The organism is Kribbella amoyensis (genome assembly GCF_007828865.1).
Classification (GTDB): Bacteria; Actinomycetota; Actinomycetes; order Propionibacteriales; family Kribbellaceae; genus Kribbella; species Kribbella amoyensis.
This window is the reverse complement of record NZ_VIVK01000001.1, coordinates 302,202-317,494: the sequence shown is the minus strand read 5'-3', so window position 1 is coordinate 317,494 and position 15,293 is coordinate 302,202. Positions and strand designations below refer to the sequence as shown.

General features: G+C 69.9%; 15 protein-coding genes. 4 read left to right on the top strand and 11 right to left on the bottom strand.

The window, feature by feature from the left end; translation table 11 throughout:
* From FB561_RS01565 to FB561_RS01550, 4 genes are all read right to left on the bottom strand, one after another.
* On the bottom strand, positions 1–1,236 hold the full coding sequence (locus FB561_RS01565; RefSeq protein ID WP_145802254.1) for an Nramp family divalent metal transporter: 1,236 nt from the start codon (positions 1,234–1,236) through the stop codon (positions 1–3).
* Positions 1,237–1,248: 12 nt separating this feature from the next.
* The gene (locus FB561_RS01560; RefSeq protein WP_145802252.1) at positions 1,249–1,863 is read right to left on the bottom strand and encodes an SIMPL domain-containing protein; all 615 of its coding nucleotides are present in this window, start codon (positions 1,861–1,863) and stop codon (positions 1,249–1,251) included.
* Between the two features lie 60 nt (positions 1,864–1,923).
* Positions 1,924–3,390, bottom strand: a complete 1,467-nt coding sequence (locus tag FB561_RS01555) for a restriction endonuclease (RefSeq protein WP_145802250.1) — start codon at positions 3,388–3,390, stop codon at positions 1,924–1,926.
* Positions 3,391–3,856: 466 nt separating this feature from the next.
* Positions 3,857–4,426 carry a helix-turn-helix domain-containing protein gene (locus FB561_RS01550; RefSeq protein WP_145802249.1) on the bottom strand — a complete coding sequence of 190 codons (570 nt, stop codon included), beginning with the start codon at positions 4,424–4,426 and terminating at the stop codon, positions 3,857–3,859.
* 184 nt (positions 4,427–4,610) lie between these two features.
* On the opposite strand from FB561_RS01550, the gene FB561_RS01545 reads away from it, so the two are divergent.
* Positions 4,611–6,251: an AMP-binding protein gene (locus FB561_RS01545; RefSeq protein ID WP_145802247.1), complete on the top strand. Its 1,641-nt coding sequence runs from the start codon at positions 4,611–4,613 to the stop codon at positions 6,249–6,251.
* 24 nt (positions 6,252–6,275) lie between these two features.
* Here FB561_RS01545 and FB561_RS01540 read toward each other — a convergent pair whose 3' ends face one another.
* On the bottom strand, positions 6,276–7,379 hold the full coding sequence (locus FB561_RS01540; RefSeq protein WP_238334605.1) for a LysR family transcriptional regulator: 1,104 nt from the start codon (positions 7,377–7,379) through the stop codon (positions 6,276–6,278).
* Here FB561_RS01540 and FB561_RS01535 point away from each other — a divergent pair.
* Positions 7,360–8,505, top strand: a complete 1,146-nt coding sequence (locus FB561_RS01535; RefSeq protein WP_145802245.1) for an MFS transporter — start codon at positions 7,360–7,362, stop codon at positions 8,503–8,505. The two genes, FB561_RS01540 and FB561_RS01535, sit on opposite strands and share 20 nt — an antisense overlap.
* Here FB561_RS01535 and FB561_RS01530 read toward each other — a convergent pair.
* The 5 genes from FB561_RS01530 to FB561_RS01510 form a co-directional block, all read right to left on the bottom strand.
* Positions 8,502–9,053, bottom strand: coding sequence for a GNAT family N-acetyltransferase (locus FB561_RS01530; protein WP_170284552.1), 552 nt, complete (start codon positions 9,051–9,053; stop codon positions 8,502–8,504). The two genes, FB561_RS01535 and FB561_RS01530, sit on opposite strands and share 4 nt — an antisense overlap.
* A 28-nt stretch (positions 9,054–9,081) precedes the next feature.
* Positions 9,082–9,654, bottom strand: a complete 573-nt coding sequence (locus FB561_RS01525; RefSeq protein ID WP_145802241.1) for an NsdA family TPR-like regulatory protein — start codon at positions 9,652–9,654, stop codon at positions 9,082–9,084.
* Between the two features lie 161 nt (positions 9,655–9,815).
* On the bottom strand, positions 9,816–10,772 hold the full coding sequence (locus FB561_RS01520; protein WP_145802239.1) for a R2-like ligand-binding oxidase: 957 nt from the start codon (positions 10,770–10,772) through the stop codon (positions 9,816–9,818).
* Positions 10,769–11,359 carry a TetR/AcrR family transcriptional regulator gene (locus tag FB561_RS01515; protein WP_145802237.1) on the bottom strand — a complete coding sequence of 197 codons (591 nt, stop codon included), beginning with the start codon at positions 11,357–11,359 and terminating at the stop codon, positions 10,769–10,771. The genes FB561_RS01520 and FB561_RS01515 overlap by 4 nt, the downstream gene beginning before the upstream one ends.
* Positions 11,360–11,422: 63 nt before the next feature.
* Entirely contained in the window at positions 11,423–12,346 is a 924-nt protein-coding gene (locus FB561_RS01510) for a TauD/TfdA dioxygenase family protein (protein WP_145802235.1), read from the bottom strand.
* A 128-nt stretch (positions 12,347–12,474) separates the two neighbouring features.
* Between FB561_RS01510 and larE the strand changes: the two genes are divergently transcribed.
* Entirely contained in the window at positions 12,475–13,944 is a 1,470-nt protein-coding gene (gene larE, locus FB561_RS01505) for an ATP-dependent sacrificial sulfur transferase LarE (RefSeq protein WP_145802233.1), read from the top strand.
* Positions 13,945–14,130: 186 nt separating this feature from the next.
* Complete coding sequence (locus FB561_RS01500; RefSeq protein ID WP_145802231.1) at positions 14,131–14,514, top strand: cold-shock protein; 384 nt, start codon at positions 14,131–14,133, stop codon at positions 14,512–14,514.
* Positions 14,515–14,539: 25 nt separating this feature from the next.
* On the opposite strand, the gene FB561_RS01495 is transcribed toward FB561_RS01500, so the two are convergent.
* Positions 14,540–15,280: a TetR/AcrR family transcriptional regulator gene (locus FB561_RS01495; RefSeq protein ID WP_145802229.1), complete on the bottom strand. Its 741-nt coding sequence runs from the start codon at positions 15,278–15,280 to the stop codon at positions 14,540–14,542.
* Positions 15,281–15,293 lie beyond the last annotated feature (13 nt).

The following is a 15,293-nucleotide window of genomic DNA, read 5'->3' as shown; positions in this document are numbered from 1 at the left end:
TCACCCTCGCAGCGTCAGCACGATGAGGACGACGTTCAACGCCGAGACGGCGGTGGCAACCAGGCATGCGGTGAGAGTAGTCGGCCACCGGTTGACAAGGTCGCCCATGACGCGCCGGGAAGCGGTCAATCGCACCAACGGCCACAGCGCGCAGGGAATCCCGAAGCTCAGCACCACCTGCGAGACCACCAGGGCCCGGGACGGATCGATGCCGATCGCAAGGATGATCAGGGCGGGCAGCAGCGTGATCAACCGGCGGACCGCCAGCGGGACGTGGCGCTGCCAGAAGCCCTCCAGGATCACCGAGCCCGCGTACGTCCCGACCGAGGACGACGCGAACCCGCTGGCCAGCAACGCCAGCGCGAACAACAGTGCGGGCAGTCCGCCGAGCCGCTCACCGATCGCGACGTGCGCCGCGTCCAGCGAGTCCGCGCCGGACCCCTTCAACGCGGCCGCGGCCAGCACCACCATCGCCAGGTTGACCGCGCCGGCCAGCGCCATCGCGATCGCCACGTCGAGCCGGGTCGCCCGCAGGACCCGCTCCTTGCCGCCGGCCGAGCGGATCGACTTCCAGTGCCGGTCGGTCACCAGCGCGCCGTGCAACCAGATCGCGTGCGGCATTACCGTCGCGCCGAGCATGCCGGCGGCGAGCACCAGCGACTCGGTACCGTCCAGCCGCGGCACCATCCCGCCGACGACCCCGGCCGCGGACGGCTGCGACTGCACCGTCGACACCACGAACCCGACCAGGACGACGGCGAGCAACCCGATGATCGCCGCCTCGAACGGCCGTTGCCCACGCTTGGACTGGTAGATCAGCAACCCGAACGAGACCGCGCCCGTGATCGCCCCACCGAGCAGCAGCGGGATCCCGAACAGCAGGTGCAGCGCGATGGCCCCGCCGACCACCTCGGCCAGGTCGGTCGCGATCGCCACCAGCTCGGCCTGGAACCACAGCCCGCGCGACGTCGTGGTCCGGAACTCGTCCCGGCACAGCTGCGGCAGCGTCTTCCCGGTCGCGATGCTCGCCTTGGCCGCCAGGTATTGCACCAGCACGGCCATCAGGTTCGCGCCGACGACGACCCAGCACAGCAGGTACCCGTAGGTGGCGCCGGCCGCGATGTTGGTGGCGAAGTTCCCCGGGTCGACGTACGCGACCGCGGCCACGAAGGCAGGACCGAGCAGCAGCAGACCCGAACGGTTCAGCTGACGTCGAAGCGGTGCCGGTGCGTACATGGCGGAAGTCTGTCAGGCCCAGTTCCAGCGGACCTCGAGGGTGACCTCGACGTTCTGCTCGCCGGGCGTGATCGACAGCTCGGGGGAGTAGGACGAGACGGCCTTGGCCGCCATCGTCGTCATCGGGACCTGGTTGAGGGTCTCGCCGACGGCCGCGATCGAGCCGATCGTCTGACCGGCCAGGGTGGCCAGCTGGTCCGCCTTCTGCCGGGCCTGCGCGAAGGCGAGCTCGCGGGCCTGCTCCAGCAGCGGGGTCTTGTCCGCCACGTCGAACTGCAGGTAATCCAGGCCGAGACTGTTGCCCGCGGCCTCCACCGCCGCGTTCAGCAGCCGGCCGAACCCGGTCAGGTCCTTCGTCGTCACCGTCAGCGTGTGCGCGGCCCGGTACCCGACCACGCGACCGGTGTCGCCGTACTGCGGGTGCACGTTCACCGAACTCGTCTGGACATCGGCCCGGGTGACGCCCTGATCGCGGAGCGCGTCGGTGACCGCGTCGGTCCGCTTCGCGACCTGCGCGACCGCGGCCGCGACGTCGGGCGCGTCCTGCCCGACGCTGAGCGTAAGCCGAAGGAGATCGGCCGGCGCGGTGGCCTGACCGGTCCCGGTAACGGTGATCCCAGAGTCCATGACGGCCAGTCTGACACTTCATCCCGCACTCAGTCTCTGCTCGGCCGGTCCCGGTCGCGGCTAGCTGGCCCGGGGGACGATGCGGGCCGGGATGTCGTGCTGGTGGCAGAGGGCGAGCAGGCCGGTGCCGTCGATGAGCTGCAGGGGTTTGCCGTTGGCGAACTGGTAGCTGGACGGGCCGAAGCCGCTGGTCGTGATCAGGATGCCCTTGGTCGCGCCCGCGTCGACCACGGTGCCGAACAGGTCGCGGACCGCGGCCGGCGGGACCGTCCGGGTGTAGAGCTTGGCCTGGACGACGAAGTTCCCGCCGGTGATCGGCCGCCGGTCGTAGGCCACGCAATCGATGCCACCGTCGTTGCCGCTGCGGAACAACCGGGTCTCCAGGCCCATCCTGGTCAGCAGGTTGTGCACCAGGTGCTCGAACTCGACCGGCCCGAGCTCGAGCAGGTTCGGCCGGGTGTCGATCGTGCTGATCACGTCCACCGCGTCGACCGTGCGCGGGTCGGTCAGGTCGAAGTCGAGCACCGGTTCGACCGGCTGCAGTTCCTCCGGATGCCGGGACACCTCGGCGCCGAAGTAGTGCCGGACACACGCGACCGGGTCGAGCTGGTCGAGGACGAGTGCCTCGAACTGCTCGCGGGTCGCGCGGAGGGTGATGAGGCAAGGTCGCACCACGCGTCCGGTCGCGAGATCGACCGACTCGACCATGCCGTTGAACACCACGGTGTCGACCACGTCGTACCGGTCGTGCCCGAAAACCAGGTGCAAGGCGCGCAACGCGCACTGCGCGACAAGCTGTTGGTAGAGCAGCCGGATCTCCCGATCCGGCCGCGGTTCCGCGACGACGGCGTCCTGCTCCGCGTCGTACCGGTAGGCCGCTTCGGTCGGGATCACGCTGACGTCCGGCAGGTCCCATTCCACCGCCAGCAAGGTGGATTCGGGAACGTAGGCGGCCTTGCGGTGCTTGGGAAAGCCGTGCGGTTCCGGCGTCCGGTCCAGCGCCTTCTGGAAGTACCGGCTGACGGCCTGCCGGTCCCGGGCCTCCACACTGCGCTGGTACTCGTCGACGCGGGCGTGTTGCGCGGCCACCGCCTCGTCGAGCCGGCGTTGCTGCTCGGCGCGTTCGCGGGTCGCCCGGACCACCCGTTCCCGGCGGGCGACCTCGATGGCGCGATGCCGCGCGATCGCCAGCGCGAACCGGTCCTCGGCCTCCCGCAACCGGCGCGCGTACCGCCGGTTTCCCCCGACCCAGCTGGAGAAAGGCCCTGGCGGATGCGGAAGATAGGCGGCCCACACCGGTCCAGGGCGCGCCTCGAGATCCCCCTCGGCCAGCAACGGCGGCGCCCGCCGGCGGCCCTGCTTCAACGTCTGCAGATCGGTTCCGTGCACGTCGATCGCCAACGCCTCGGCCAAAACCCCACGCAGTAGCTGAACACGTTCCTCCACCGCGGCGGTCCGCTGCGCCGCCTCGGCAGTACGCCCAGGCGCCACCTCGTTGCGGGCACGCCGTTCGACCGACCAGCCCATGGCCTCACACCTCTCCCCCACCACGGTAACTGCCGTACCACCTGCAGCAACCGTCAGTAATCAAATTTAGACATGACATTGCTTGCCGTCCACACCCTGTTTCCCTGAACTCGAACAACCGTGTGGTTGTGCGGACCTCGAAGAGTCAGATTCCGTCCACGGATCGTGGCGACCCGAACGGCCGCGCGGAGCCTTCGCGGCCGGGAAAATCCCAGCGCGTCAGGCCCGTCCGCGGGCCCCGCCGCCGTCGGTCCGGCAGTCGCTGTCGGCCGAGCGTCGAACGGCCGCGGAGCACTGACGAAGGCCGAGCGGATCGCGCCTGTCGAGCGAAGGCCGGGAGTTGGTGACGTTGGGTGGTGGTCGCGTGGCCCAGTTCCGGACTCCCGGCGAGCCTCCCCGCCCCGCTGGTCCGGGGTGCTCCCGCGGACGTTCGGCGGCCGGGTCCGGGCGCTGGGCGGCGCGGAGGTCAGCCGGCCTTGCGCGTCAGGAACTGCCGGGGTGGACTGCCGGTGATCGCGATCGCGTCGCGCCGGAGATCGGCGATCAGGCGTTCGCCTCGACGGACGAAGCGTTTCAGCTCCGATGTGCTGTATTCCCTTGTTTCACAGGGGTTTCCGGACCACCGGGAGGCATGCTCGGACAAGGTTTCGAGCTGGTTGAGCCACCGCGGATCGGCGTCGTCGATCATGTCGGGCCGGACCACCAGGACGTCCAGTTCACCGCCCGCGCCGGCCTTCCCCCGAGCGCTCGGCCCGAACAGCCAGACCGCGACCGCGGGGATCTTCCACCCCTCGGCCTCGGCCCGCATCCGGGCCAGCAGGATCTCCCGCAGGTGGACCAGGTCGTTGATCGCCGGATAGGCGACGTGGTCGCGATTCAGCCGGTAGAGCTTGGCCCGGCCGGCCGGCTCGGCATCCACGAGGCCGTTGCGGACAAGGTCGTCCAGCACCTTCTGGACTCCGCTGGTACTGGCCGGCGTCCGCAGCAGCCCGGCGACCGCCCGGCCGGTCAACGACCTGTCCGTCCGGATCAGCACCCCCAGAACCCTGCTGTGCAGGCCCGGAAACGCGGTTGATATCGGTTCGGTGAACTGCATCGGTTACCCCCGTTCATGCCCACTATAAAGGCCATATTCCTTCTTGAGAGGTCATGTGACCACCTGAGTGGTCAGCGACCCGTGTCCACTTGTGGGGTGGCTACCGGCGGGTCACGATGAGCTGATGAGCCTGCCTTCGTACGCTTCCGGGGTTTCCGACGTTCCTTTGCTGGGGGAGACGATCGGGGGGAATCTGCGCCGGACCGTCGCGGAACACGGCGAGCGCGAGGCGCTGGTCGAGATGGCGAGCGGGCGCCGCTGGACGTACACCGAGTTCGGTGCCGCCGTGGACACCTTGGCGCGCGGGCTGATGGCGCGGGGGATCGGCAAGGGTGATCGGGTCGGGATCTGGGCCCCGAACTGCGCGGAGTGGACGATCACGCAGTACGCGACGGCGACGATCGGCGCGATCCTGGTGAACATCAACCCGGCGTACCGGACGCACGAGCTGGCGTACGCGCTGAACCAGTCCGGGGTGCGGCTGCTGGTGTCCGCGACCGAGTTCAAGACCAGCGACTACCGGGCGATGGTCGAGCAGGTCCGGCCGGACTGCCCGTCGCTCGAGGAGACCATCTACATCGGGACGCCGGACTGGGACGTGCTGCTCGCGATGGCCGAGGCGACCGGCGAGGACGCGTTGCGGGAGCGCGAGGCGGAGCTGGCGTTCGACGATCCGATCAACATCCAGTACACCTCGGGGACGACCGGATTCCCCAAGGGCGCGACGCTCTCGCACCACAACATCCTCAACAACGGGTACTTCGTCACCGAGCTGATCGGGTTCACCGCGGACGACCGGCTGTGCATCCCGGTGCCCTTCTACCACTGCTTCGGCATGGTGATGGCGAACCTCGGCTGCACCACCCACGGTGCCTGCATGGTGATCCCGGCGCCGGCGTTCGACCCGAAGGCGACGCTGCAGGCCGTCCAGGACGAGGCGTGCACCGGTCTGTACGGCGTGCCGACCATGTTCATCGCCGAGCTCGGGCTGCCGGACTTCGATGCGTACGACCTGAGCTCGTTGCGGACCGGGGTGATGGCCGGATCGCCGTGCCCGATCGAGGTGATGAAGCGGTGCGTGGCCGACATGCACATGGCCGAGGTGGCGATCTGCTACGGCATGACCGAGACCTCGCCGGTGTCCACCCAGACCCGGCGCGACGACGACCTCGACCGGCGGACGTCGACCGTGGGCCAGGTGATGCCGCACGTCGAGGTCAAGCTGGTCGACCCGGCGACCGGCCTGGTCGTCCCCCGCGGCGAGACCGGCGAGCTGTGCACCCGGGGGTACTCGGTGATGCTGGGCTATTGGGACGAGCCGGACAAGACGGCCGAAGCGATCGACCGGGCCCGCTGGATGCACACCGGCGACCTCGCGGTGATGCGCGACGACGGGTACGTCAACATCGTCGGCCGGATCAAGGACATGGTGATCCGCGGCGGCGAGAACGTGTACCCGCGGGAGATCGAGGAGTTCCTGTACACGCATCCGGAGATCGCCGACGTCCAGGTGATCGGGGTCCCCGACCGCAAGTACGGCGAGGAGCTGTGCGCGTGGATCAAGTTGAAGGACGGCGCCGAGGAGCTGGACGCGGCCCAGGTCCGCGAGTTCGCCACCGGCAAGCTGGCGCACTACAAGATCCCGAAGTACGTCCTGCTGGTCGACGACTTCCCGATGACGGTGACCGGCAAGATCCGCAAGGTCGAGATGCGCGCGAAGTCCGTCGAGCTGCTCGGCCTGGACGCGGCCGAGGGGACGGCCTGACGTCTTGAAGTTGCCCTAGGCAACTCAGCGGCCGGCCAGGGCGGCCGCGAACGTCCGCAGTGACGGGGTGTCCTCGCCGCGGCGCCAGACCAGGCCGAGGGCCGACGGCGGGACTCCGGTGAGCGGGATGTGGACCAGGTCGGCGCGGCGGTTCTGCTCGGCGGTCGGGCGGCAGAGCAGCATGCCGCCGCGGTCGGCCGCGATCATCGACAGCCCTTCCTGCAGGGTGCGGATCTCGGGTCCACGGCAGATCAGCGCGCCCGACGGGGTGTACGGCGGGGCCTGGGCGTGCCGCCAGTAGACCGGGGCCGGCGGCGCGACGGAGATCAGGGTGCTGCCGGCGAGATCCTCGAGGTCCAGCGACGCGCGGTTCGCCAGTGGATGCCGGATCGACACGGTCAGGGTCTGCGGCTGCTCGGAGAAGACCGGACCGAGAACGAGATCGTCCTCCGCGACCGGGAGCATCACGACCGCCGCGTCCACGGCGCCTCGGCGCAACGCGCTGAACGGGTCGTTCAACGGCAACTCGGTGACCTCGATCGTGCAGGCCGGGTGCCGTTCCTGGAACGCGGTCACGGCGCCGAGGATCGTGTCGTTGGCCGTCCCCTGGAAGCCGATCCGGAGCCGCCCGACGGTACCGCCGGCCGCCTCGCGGGTCCGTTCCACCACGCGCTCCAACGCCGCGTACGCCGGGCGCAGGTCGTCGAGGAAGTCCTTGCCGAGCGGGGTCAGGGCGACGCGCCGGCTGGTGCGCTCGACGAGTTGGCCGCCGACCCGGTGCTCCAGGGACCGGAGCAGCTGGCTGACCCGGCCCTGCGACAGGTAGAGCCGGTCCGCTGTCCGGCCGAAGTGCAGTTCCTCGGCGAGGACCAGGAAACACTCCAGTTCGCGGATCTCCAGACTGATGACGCACCTCCGGTGATCGATGAGCTCAGCTAATTCAAGGATGAGCACATCGTCGTTGTTCCCCGACTCGCCCGGGCGTTGGCTGAGGACCATGACGATCTGCGCCGAATCCAGTCCATCCGTCCCCGCCGCGGCAGCCTCCGGCCCGGTCGTCCCACAGGTGGCCGTGTCGTCGGCTCGCGGGTGGGTCGCGGCGGCGGTGATGGCAGGGGCCGTGTTCACCGTGGTGACGGCCGAGATGATGCCGGTCGGCCTGCTCACCCCGATGGGTGCCGCGTTGTCCGTCACCGAGGGCACGGCCGGGCTGGCGCTCACCGTGACCGGTCTGGTCTCGGCGGTCACGGCACCGATCCTGCCGCTCGCCCTCGGCCGGCTCGACCGCCGCGTCGTTCTCGTCACGCTGATGGCCCTGCTCGGACTCGCGACCTTGCTCGCGGCCGTCGCGACCAGCTTCGCCGTCCTGATGGTCGCGCGGGTCCTGACCGGGATCTCGCTCGGCGGGGTTTGGCTGCTCACCGTCGGCCTGGCCGCGCGGCTGGTCCCCGAGCGGTCCGTGGGTCCGGCGAGCTCGCTGATCTTCAGCGGGATCGGGATCGCCTCGGTGCTCGGGATCCCGGCCGGGACCTACCTCGGCGAGTTCGCCGGCTGGCGCTGGGCCTTCGCCGCCGTCGGGGTGGTCGCCTTCGTCCTCGCGGCCGCCCTCGCCGTCACGCTCCCGAAGTTGCCCGCGGCAACCGCCGTCCGCCGCTGCGATGTCGGGGACGCGCTCCGCGACCGGCGCATCCGGGTCGGCCTGGTCCTCGTCGCGCTCCTGGTCACCGCCCACTTCTCGGCGTACACCTACGTCCGCCCGCTCCTGGAGACCCTGGCCGACCTCCAGCCCGCCCTCATCGGCACCCTGCTCCTCGCGTACGGCGTCGCGGGCGTGGCCGGCAACTTCGCGGCCGGCGCGACCCGGTCCCCACGCCGTGCCCTCCTCCTGATCGCGATCGGCCTCACCCTCGCGGTCCCGGCCCTCGCGATCCTCGGTACGACGATCCCGGGAGCCCTTGTCCTGCTGGTGTTCTGGGGCCTCGCGTACGGCGGCGTCACGGTCTCCACCCAGAACTGGCAAAGGGCGGCCACACCCCGCTCCACCGAAGCAGCGGCCGCCCTCCTCGTCGGCGTGTTCAACGGCGCCATCGGCCTCGGCGCCCTCACCGGCGGCCGCGTAGTCGACGCAATCGGCCCCACCGCAGTCCCGTGGCTCACCGGAGCCCTAGCCCTGACCGCCCTCCTCGTCCTGGCAACCAGCCGCTCCACCAACCCTCAACGCACCGCGGCCAGGGACCACACGGGAGGTGGCTAATCCTGGGCGAGCGGGCGGAGCATGGTGGCGTAGATCGGAGCATCGGCGAACGGTTGCTGGTCCCCGATCCGTTCGTATCCCCAAGACTCGTACAGCGCCCGCACCTTGGGGTGAGTGGACTCGACCAGCAGCGTCGCGCGTTCCTCGGAGCGCTCCGCGAGCAGGGCCTCATGGATTCGCTGAGCCAAGCCTGTCCCTCGCCAGTGCCGACCGACCATCAGTTCGTACAGGGCCATGGTGCGCCGACCAGTCTCGGTGGTCTCCGCCTCCGGCAGAGGTTCGAGCATATGACTCCACCAAGCCGTCCCCGAAGGGAGAGCCGCGGCATAGGCGTACCCAGCTGCCTCACCGCCGTCGAAAGCCACGACGGCCTCCCAACGGGGACGCTTGGAGTGGCCGCTCAGCCGCCCTTGGAACCGATCGACCGAGAAGAACGGATCCTCACCGATCTCCTTCTCGTAGACCTCCGCATAGAGGCTGACGAGGGTCGGCCGGATGACCTCGAGCTGGTCGACGCCGTACCGGCGAAGGGTGATCTGATCGGGCACTCGAACTCCTCGGACGAAGGGACGGCGGTCAGTCGACGGTGCGGAGGAAGTCTTTCCAATCACGGTTGACGGCAGTACCGGGGGCTGCCTGCTGGAGCGCGGACGTGAAGGCCTGCAGTAGGTGGGTCACGCGGCCGCTCGGTGCGTCGGACGGCGCGACGACGCTCGCCGCCGTGGACACGGCCTGGTCGAGGTCGCCCTGGGCAACCTGCGTCAAAGCCGCATGGGCGCGGTAGTAGGCCCGGTTCCGGTGCTGATCTTCACGGAGCTGGGCGAGGCAGCGGTGGGTATGGGACTCCGCCTCGTCAGCGACACCGAGCCGGTAGTGGACAAGGCCGGACAGGCCGTGCAGTTCGCCCGGGGTGTAGAAGGCAACCGAGGGCGGCCGGGGCATCGTCAGGTCGGCGCGATCGAGCGCCACCGTCGCACGCTCGAGTGCACGCTGGGCACGAGTCCGGTCGCCGAGGTTCGACGCCGCCAGAGCCAGCCGGCTATGGGTCAGCGAAGAGGAGAGCGGATCAGCTCGGCTGACGCGTGTGGTGGCGCACGCCTCGGCGGCCGCGATCGCGTCGGTATAGCGGCCTCGCTGGCCCGCGAGCATCGAAGCCTGGCGCCACGCCTGGTGCTGGACCTGAGGGTCACCCGACAACCCGGCGAGCGTGACAGCCTTCTCCAGGTGACGTTGAGCCTCCTGGAATCGGCGCGAGCCCGTCCCGCCTTCCAGACTTAGCAGGCGCGCGCCGTACCAGTCAGGTACCTGTACTAGCGCACGGCGGCCAGGGCTGCGGAGTCTTCGGCGCCGAAGTCTTCTTCGAGTTTTTCGGGGGAGTAGTCCAGGTCGATGCCCGCGACGTCCGCGCCGACGGCGGACTCGATGGCACCAAGTCGGCGGGTGGCGCGGTCGCCGGCGTACGTCATCAGGGCGGTCGGGTCGATCTCCGGGGGAACCTCGGGGGAGTTCTCCAGGGCCCACTGGATCTGGACCAGGGCGTGCGGGAGCAGTTCCTCCATCGTGTCGGTGACGATCTTCCAGTTCGTCTCGTCGGCGGCCACGTGGCGGCGGCAGGTGAACGTGCCCCAGGCCATGTGGCGTCTTTCGTCGTCACCGATGCGGCGGATCAGTTCCTGCATGCCGGGCAGGATGCCGCGCGCGGTACAGAGCAGGTTCCAGGCGTGGTACCCGGTCAGCGCGAGCGTGCCTTCGACCACGTGGTTGTACGTCACCGATGCGCGGACCTGGTTCGCCGGCGACGGGTCGTCGGCCAAGGACTTCAGCGCCACCGGCAGGGCCTCGTAGAAGATCGCGCGGTACCCGGGGTTGTTCTCGACGTAGTGGTGCAGGTCCTCGGTGACGCCGACCGCGTCCAGCCAGAGCCGGAAGACCGCGGTGTGCTTGGCCTCCTCGAAGCAGAACTGGGTCAGGTACATCTCGTCGCCGAACCGGCCCTCGGCCGCCATTGCCTGTAGGAACGGCTGCAGGTCCTCGGTCACCGCCTCTTCACCTGCGATGAACTGCGCGCACAGCATCATCGCGTTGTCCCGCTCGTTGTCGGTGAGCCGCTGCCAGTCCTCGGCGTCCTGGCGGAAGTCGAGGTCGCGCGGATTCCAGAACTTCCGGTTGCCCTTGTCGAACAGCCGCAGCGGCAGCGCGTCCCAGTTCAGGCCGCCCGCCCGCAACGAGGTGAAACCCTGTCGGTGAAGGGGATTCGTGATCGTCATGCTCTGTCTCCCGCAGCTGTGAGGAACGGACCGAGGACCCGGGCGACCTGGCCGGCGACGACCTCCGGCGCGGCGCCCGGGGTGACGATGTGGCTGATCACGACGCGCAGCGCGACGTCGACGCAGGTGGTCGCGTCCTCCGCCGGGACCTCCGGCCAGTGGTCGCGGACGTGCGCGTCCAGCCGTTGGTGGCACAGCTCCAGCACCTGCTGCCCCCGTGTGGTCAGCAGCTGACTGGCCTGGTCGGACCCGGGCTGGCCGAGCGCCGCCTTCAGCAACGGGTTGTCCGCGGCCAGGTGGAGCGCTCGCTCCACCGCGGCCCGGAGCCCGCCGATCGGGTCGGCCTGCTCGGCCAGCGCGGCGTTCACGTCCACCAGGAACCGCTCGGTCTCCCGAGCGGCGACCGCCTGCAGCAGACCCCACTTGTCGCCGAACTCGTTGTAGACGGTCTGCCGGGACACCCCGGTCCGGCGGCCGACCTCGGCCATCCGGAGCCCGTCGTACCCACCCGCCACGAGGGCGTCGTACGCCGCGTCGAGCAGCTCGTCCCGCAGTCTGCGCTTGGTCCGCTCGGCGAAGGTGTCCATGACGACCTAGGGTTTACATTTCCTCCTCGGATGTCAAATGTCAGGGCATTTGTCGATCTTTTGTCAAATCGACGAGAAGTGTGACGCGTCCCCGGTGCGCGGCGTACTGCGGACGCCGTCGACGCTCACCGGGACGTCACCGGCCAGCGTGATCCGGTGCAGCCGGCGCGGCTGGTCGTCGTAGTCCGCGACGCCGTAGTGCTGGGTGGCCCGGTTGTCCCAGATCGCCAGGTCGCCCGGCTGCCACTGCCAGCGGACGGTGTTGTCCAGGTTGGTCACCCGGTTCTGCAGGAGCTGGAAGAGCTGGCCCGACTCGGCCTGGGTCAGCCCGACGAACCGGCGCACGAAGTGGCCGAGGACCAGCGCCCGTTCCCTCGTCTCGGGGTGTACCCGGACCGCCGGATGCTCGGTCTCGAACAGCTGCGAGACGAACTGCTCGCGGTGTTCGAGGACCTTCACGTCGACCCCGCCGGTTCGCGTCTCGTCGATGCGCCCGGCGTAGTCGTACACGTTGCTGTGGACCGCCCACAGCCGATCCACCAGTGCCTGCAGCGCGCCGGGGAGATTCGCGTACGCCGTGACCGTGTTCGCCCAACTGGTCGCCCCGCCGTACGGCGGCAGCGTGACCGCGCGGAGCAGACTGATCGCGGGGATCCGGTCGACGAACGTGACGTCGGTGTGCCAGCTGTTCGCCTTGCTGTAGTCGGCGTCGATCGGCAGCACGTGCTCGGCGCCGTCGAGGCTCTTCGACGTCGGATGCGCCAGCGTCGGCGTCCCGAGCAGCCGGGCGAACGCGAGCTGGCCGGCGTCGTCCAGGTCGTGCTGGTCGCGGAAGAAGATCACCTTGTGGGTGAGCAGGGCCTGCCGGATCGTCGCGACGGTGCCCGGATCCAGGTCGCCGCCGAGCCGGATCTCGCCGATCACCGCGCCGAGTGCGCTGCCCACCTTGGTCACGGTGAGCCGGGGTGCTTCGAGCTGAGTGGTCATCGCTGACTCCTTCGGTCGAGAGGAATCACCATTTTCCTACTCAATTACTAGACTTTGAGCGGTGTTCGGTATCCGAGACCAGGTCCTCGCCCGGCGGCCCGTGCGGCCGAGGACGTAGGGTTGGGGACGTGTCAACCGCCGAGATCCAGCCCAGCACCGCCGCCACCGACGTGCCGGAGCTCGTCGTCGGATTCGACCTCGACATGACCCTGATCGACTCCCGGCCGGGCATCAAGGCGGTCTGGGATCTGCTCGCCGCCGAGTCCGGGGCCGCGATCGACACCGAGCTGGTGGTCAGCCGGCTCGGTCCGCCGCTGACCTGGGAGATGGCGAACTGGTTCCCGGCCGAGCAGGTCGACGCGATGGTCACGCGGTACCGCGAGCACTACCCGGCGCACGCGATCACCGGCAGCCTGCCGTTGCCCGGCGTCGCCGAGTCGCTGGCCGCGATCCGCGCGCTGCACGGCCGGACCGTGGTGGTGTCGGCCAAGTACGAGCCGAGCGTGCGGCTGCACCTGGACCACCTCGGTTTCGACGTGGACGAGCCGGTCGGCGATCTGCACGGCGCCGACAAGGGCATCGCGTTGCGCGAGCACAAGGCCACGGTCTACGTCGGTGACCACACGGCCGACATCGACGGTGCCCACGCGGCCGGTGCGGTGGCCGTGAGCGTCGCCACCGGGCCGTTCACCGCCGACGAGCTGCGCGCGTACGGCGCCGACGTGGTGCTGAACGACCTGACCGAGTTCCCCGCCTGGCTGAACGGGTACGTCCTCGAGCAGCGGCTGGAAGCGTTGATGACCCGGCTCGCGAGCTACCCGAGCATGGTGGTCGCGTTCAGCGGCGGTGCCGACTCGGCCTTCCTGCTGGCGGCCGCGGCCCGCGCGATCGGCCCGGCGAACGTGGTCGCCGCGACCGCGGTGAGCCCGAGCCTGCCGGTGTCCGAGCTGGAGCCGGCCGCCCGGTTCGCGGACAGCGTGGGCGTCCGGCACGTCACCCCGCACACCCACGAGATGGACCGCGAGGGGTACCAGGCGAATGCCGGGGACCGGTGCTACTTCTGCAAGGCCGAGCTGGTGGAGACGCTGCAGCCGCTGGCCGACGAGTTCGGGATCACCACGATCGCGACCGGCACCAACGCCGACGACGCGATCGCCGGATTCCGGCCGGGGATCCGGGCCGCCTTCGAACGCGGCGCGATCACCCCGTTGCGGGACGCCCGGCTGACCAAGGCGCAGATCCGGGAGACCTCGCGGAGCTGGGGACTGGAGACATCGGACAAGCCGGCCGCCGCCTGCCTGTCCAGCCGGATCGCGTACGGCATCCGGATCACCCCGAACCTGCTGGCCCGGGTGGACCGCGCCGAGCAGGCGGTCCGCGCCCACCTCACGCCGTACGGGGTCCGTAACGTCCGGGTCCGCGACCTGGGCGAGTCGGCGAGTATCGAGGTCGACGCCGAGCTGCTCGGCAAGGTGGACAGTGCGGCCCTGGTCGAGCTAGTCCGGGCCGAGGGGTTCACGGCCGCGGCCCTCGATCCGCGCGGCTTCCGGTCCGGGTCGATGAACGAGCGGCTGGCGGAGCCGGACAAGTACCGCTGATCCGAGCGGTTCGCGGCGACTCGGTCGCATCGCGATCCCGGCAGGGCGGTGCCCAAACCTTGCTCGATCAGGTAATTTCCCAGAGGCGGGGAGGGGCCGGTTCACGTACGCTGGGTAACCGGGTCCGGACCTCGCGTCCGGTCCACCTTCCGTCCTGTTCCGACGAGTGACATCGAAGAGGTTCCCGTGCCTGTTGGCAAGGTCAAGTGGTATGACTCCGAGAAGGGGTTCGGCTTCCTCAGCAAGGAGGAGGGCGGGGACGTCTACGTCCGGGCGGAAGCCTTACCGGCCGGGGTGACCAGCCTGAAGCCGGGACAGAAGGTCGAGTTCGGAGTCGTCGAGGGACGCAAGGGCGAGCAGGCGTTGCAGGTCCGGCTGATCGACCCGCCGCCGTCGGTGGCCAAGGCGATGCGGCCGAAGCCCGAGGAGATGGCGCTGGTCGTCGAGGACCTGATCAAGATGCTGGACCGGCTCGGCGAGGGCTACCGTCGCGGCCGGCACCCGGACGGCAAGGCCGCCCGCCAGGTCGCGACCGTCCTCCGCGGCGTCGCCGACCGGCTGGACATCTGACCGTCACCGGCCCCGCGCGGGCCGGTCAGGGGGAGCGCCGGTCGATCAGGTTCTGGATGCCGTCGAGTACCGCGGTGAGGCCGAAGAGGAACTCGTCCTCGCGCCAGTCCTGGTCGTCCGCCTCGGCCTCGATCGTGGCCGCGATCCCGGGGAACCGGTCCGGCGTGGCCAGGGCGGCCAGCCGCTGGTTGTAGCGCTTCGCGCGCGCGGCCGCGTCGTCGTCCGGGCCCTGGTTCGCCGACAGGTTCGAGGTCAGGCCGGTCAGGCCGCGGACGTAGATGTTCACCAGCAACATCGCCGACATCCGGTCCTGCGGGGTGAGCGCGGTGTCCGCGAACGCCGCCAGCCCCTGCTCCATCCACTCCAGCTGCCGCGGTGACAGCGGCGGCTCGGACACCGGCACCTGCAGTACCCACGGGTGCCGCTCGATCGCGTCCCGGAACGCCAGCGCCCACTGGGTGATCTGATCCCGCCAGCCGGCTGCCGGATCGGTCGTCACCGGTGCGCCGAACGCCTCGTCCATCATCACCACGTACAGGTCGTCCTTGGCGTCGACGTACCGGTACAGCGACATCGTGGTGAAGCCCAGTGCGCGGGCCACCTTGCTCATCGACACCGCGGCCAGCCCGGACTCGTCGGCGAGCTGCACCGCCGCCGCGCCGATGTCCCGCAGGTGGAACGTGGGCTTGGGCCCCGGCCGCGCCGGTCCGTCCTGACCCCACAGCTGCTGCAGGACGCGGGGCAGGTCCACCGTCGGCTCCGTCATCGTTCTCCTCTCC

Bases quoted from the DNA above. Each gene is read 5' to 3' on its own strand.
- FB561_RS01565 (WP_145802254.1), bottom strand. From the start codon at position 1,236: ATGTACGCACCGGCACCGCTTCGACGTCAGCTGAACCGTTCGGGTCTG.
- FB561_RS01560 (WP_145802252.1), bottom strand. From the start codon at position 1,863: ATGGACTCTGGGATCACCGTTACCGGGACCGGTCAGGCCACCGCGCCG.
- FB561_RS01555 (WP_145802250.1), bottom strand. From the start codon at position 3,390: ATGGGCTGGTCGGTCGAACGGCGTGCCCGCAACGAGGTGGCGCCTGGG.
- FB561_RS01545 (WP_145802247.1), top strand. From the start codon at position 4,611: ATGAGCCTGCCTTCGTACGCTTCCGGGGTTTCCGACGTTCCTTTGCTG.
- FB561_RS01535 (WP_145802245.1), top strand. From the start codon at position 7,360: ATGGCAGGGGCCGTGTTCACCGTGGTGACGGCCGAGATGATGCCGGTC.
- FB561_RS01525 (WP_145802241.1), bottom strand. From the start codon at position 9,654: ATGCTCGCGGGCCAGCGAGGCCGCTATACCGACGCGATCGCGGCCGCC.
- FB561_RS01520 (WP_145802239.1), bottom strand. From the start codon at position 10,772: ATGACGATCACGAATCCCCTTCACCGACAGGGTTTCACCTCGTTGCGG.
- FB561_RS01515 (WP_145802237.1), bottom strand. From the start codon at position 11,359: ATGGACACCTTCGCCGAGCGGACCAAGCGCAGACTGCGGGACGAGCTG.
- FB561_RS01510 (WP_145802235.1), bottom strand. From the start codon at position 12,346: ATGACCACTCAGCTCGAAGCACCCCGGCTCACCGTGACCAAGGTGGGC.
- FB561_RS01495 (WP_145802229.1), bottom strand. From the start codon at position 15,280: ATGACGGAGCCGACGGTGGACCTGCCCCGCGTCCTGCAGCAGCTGTGG.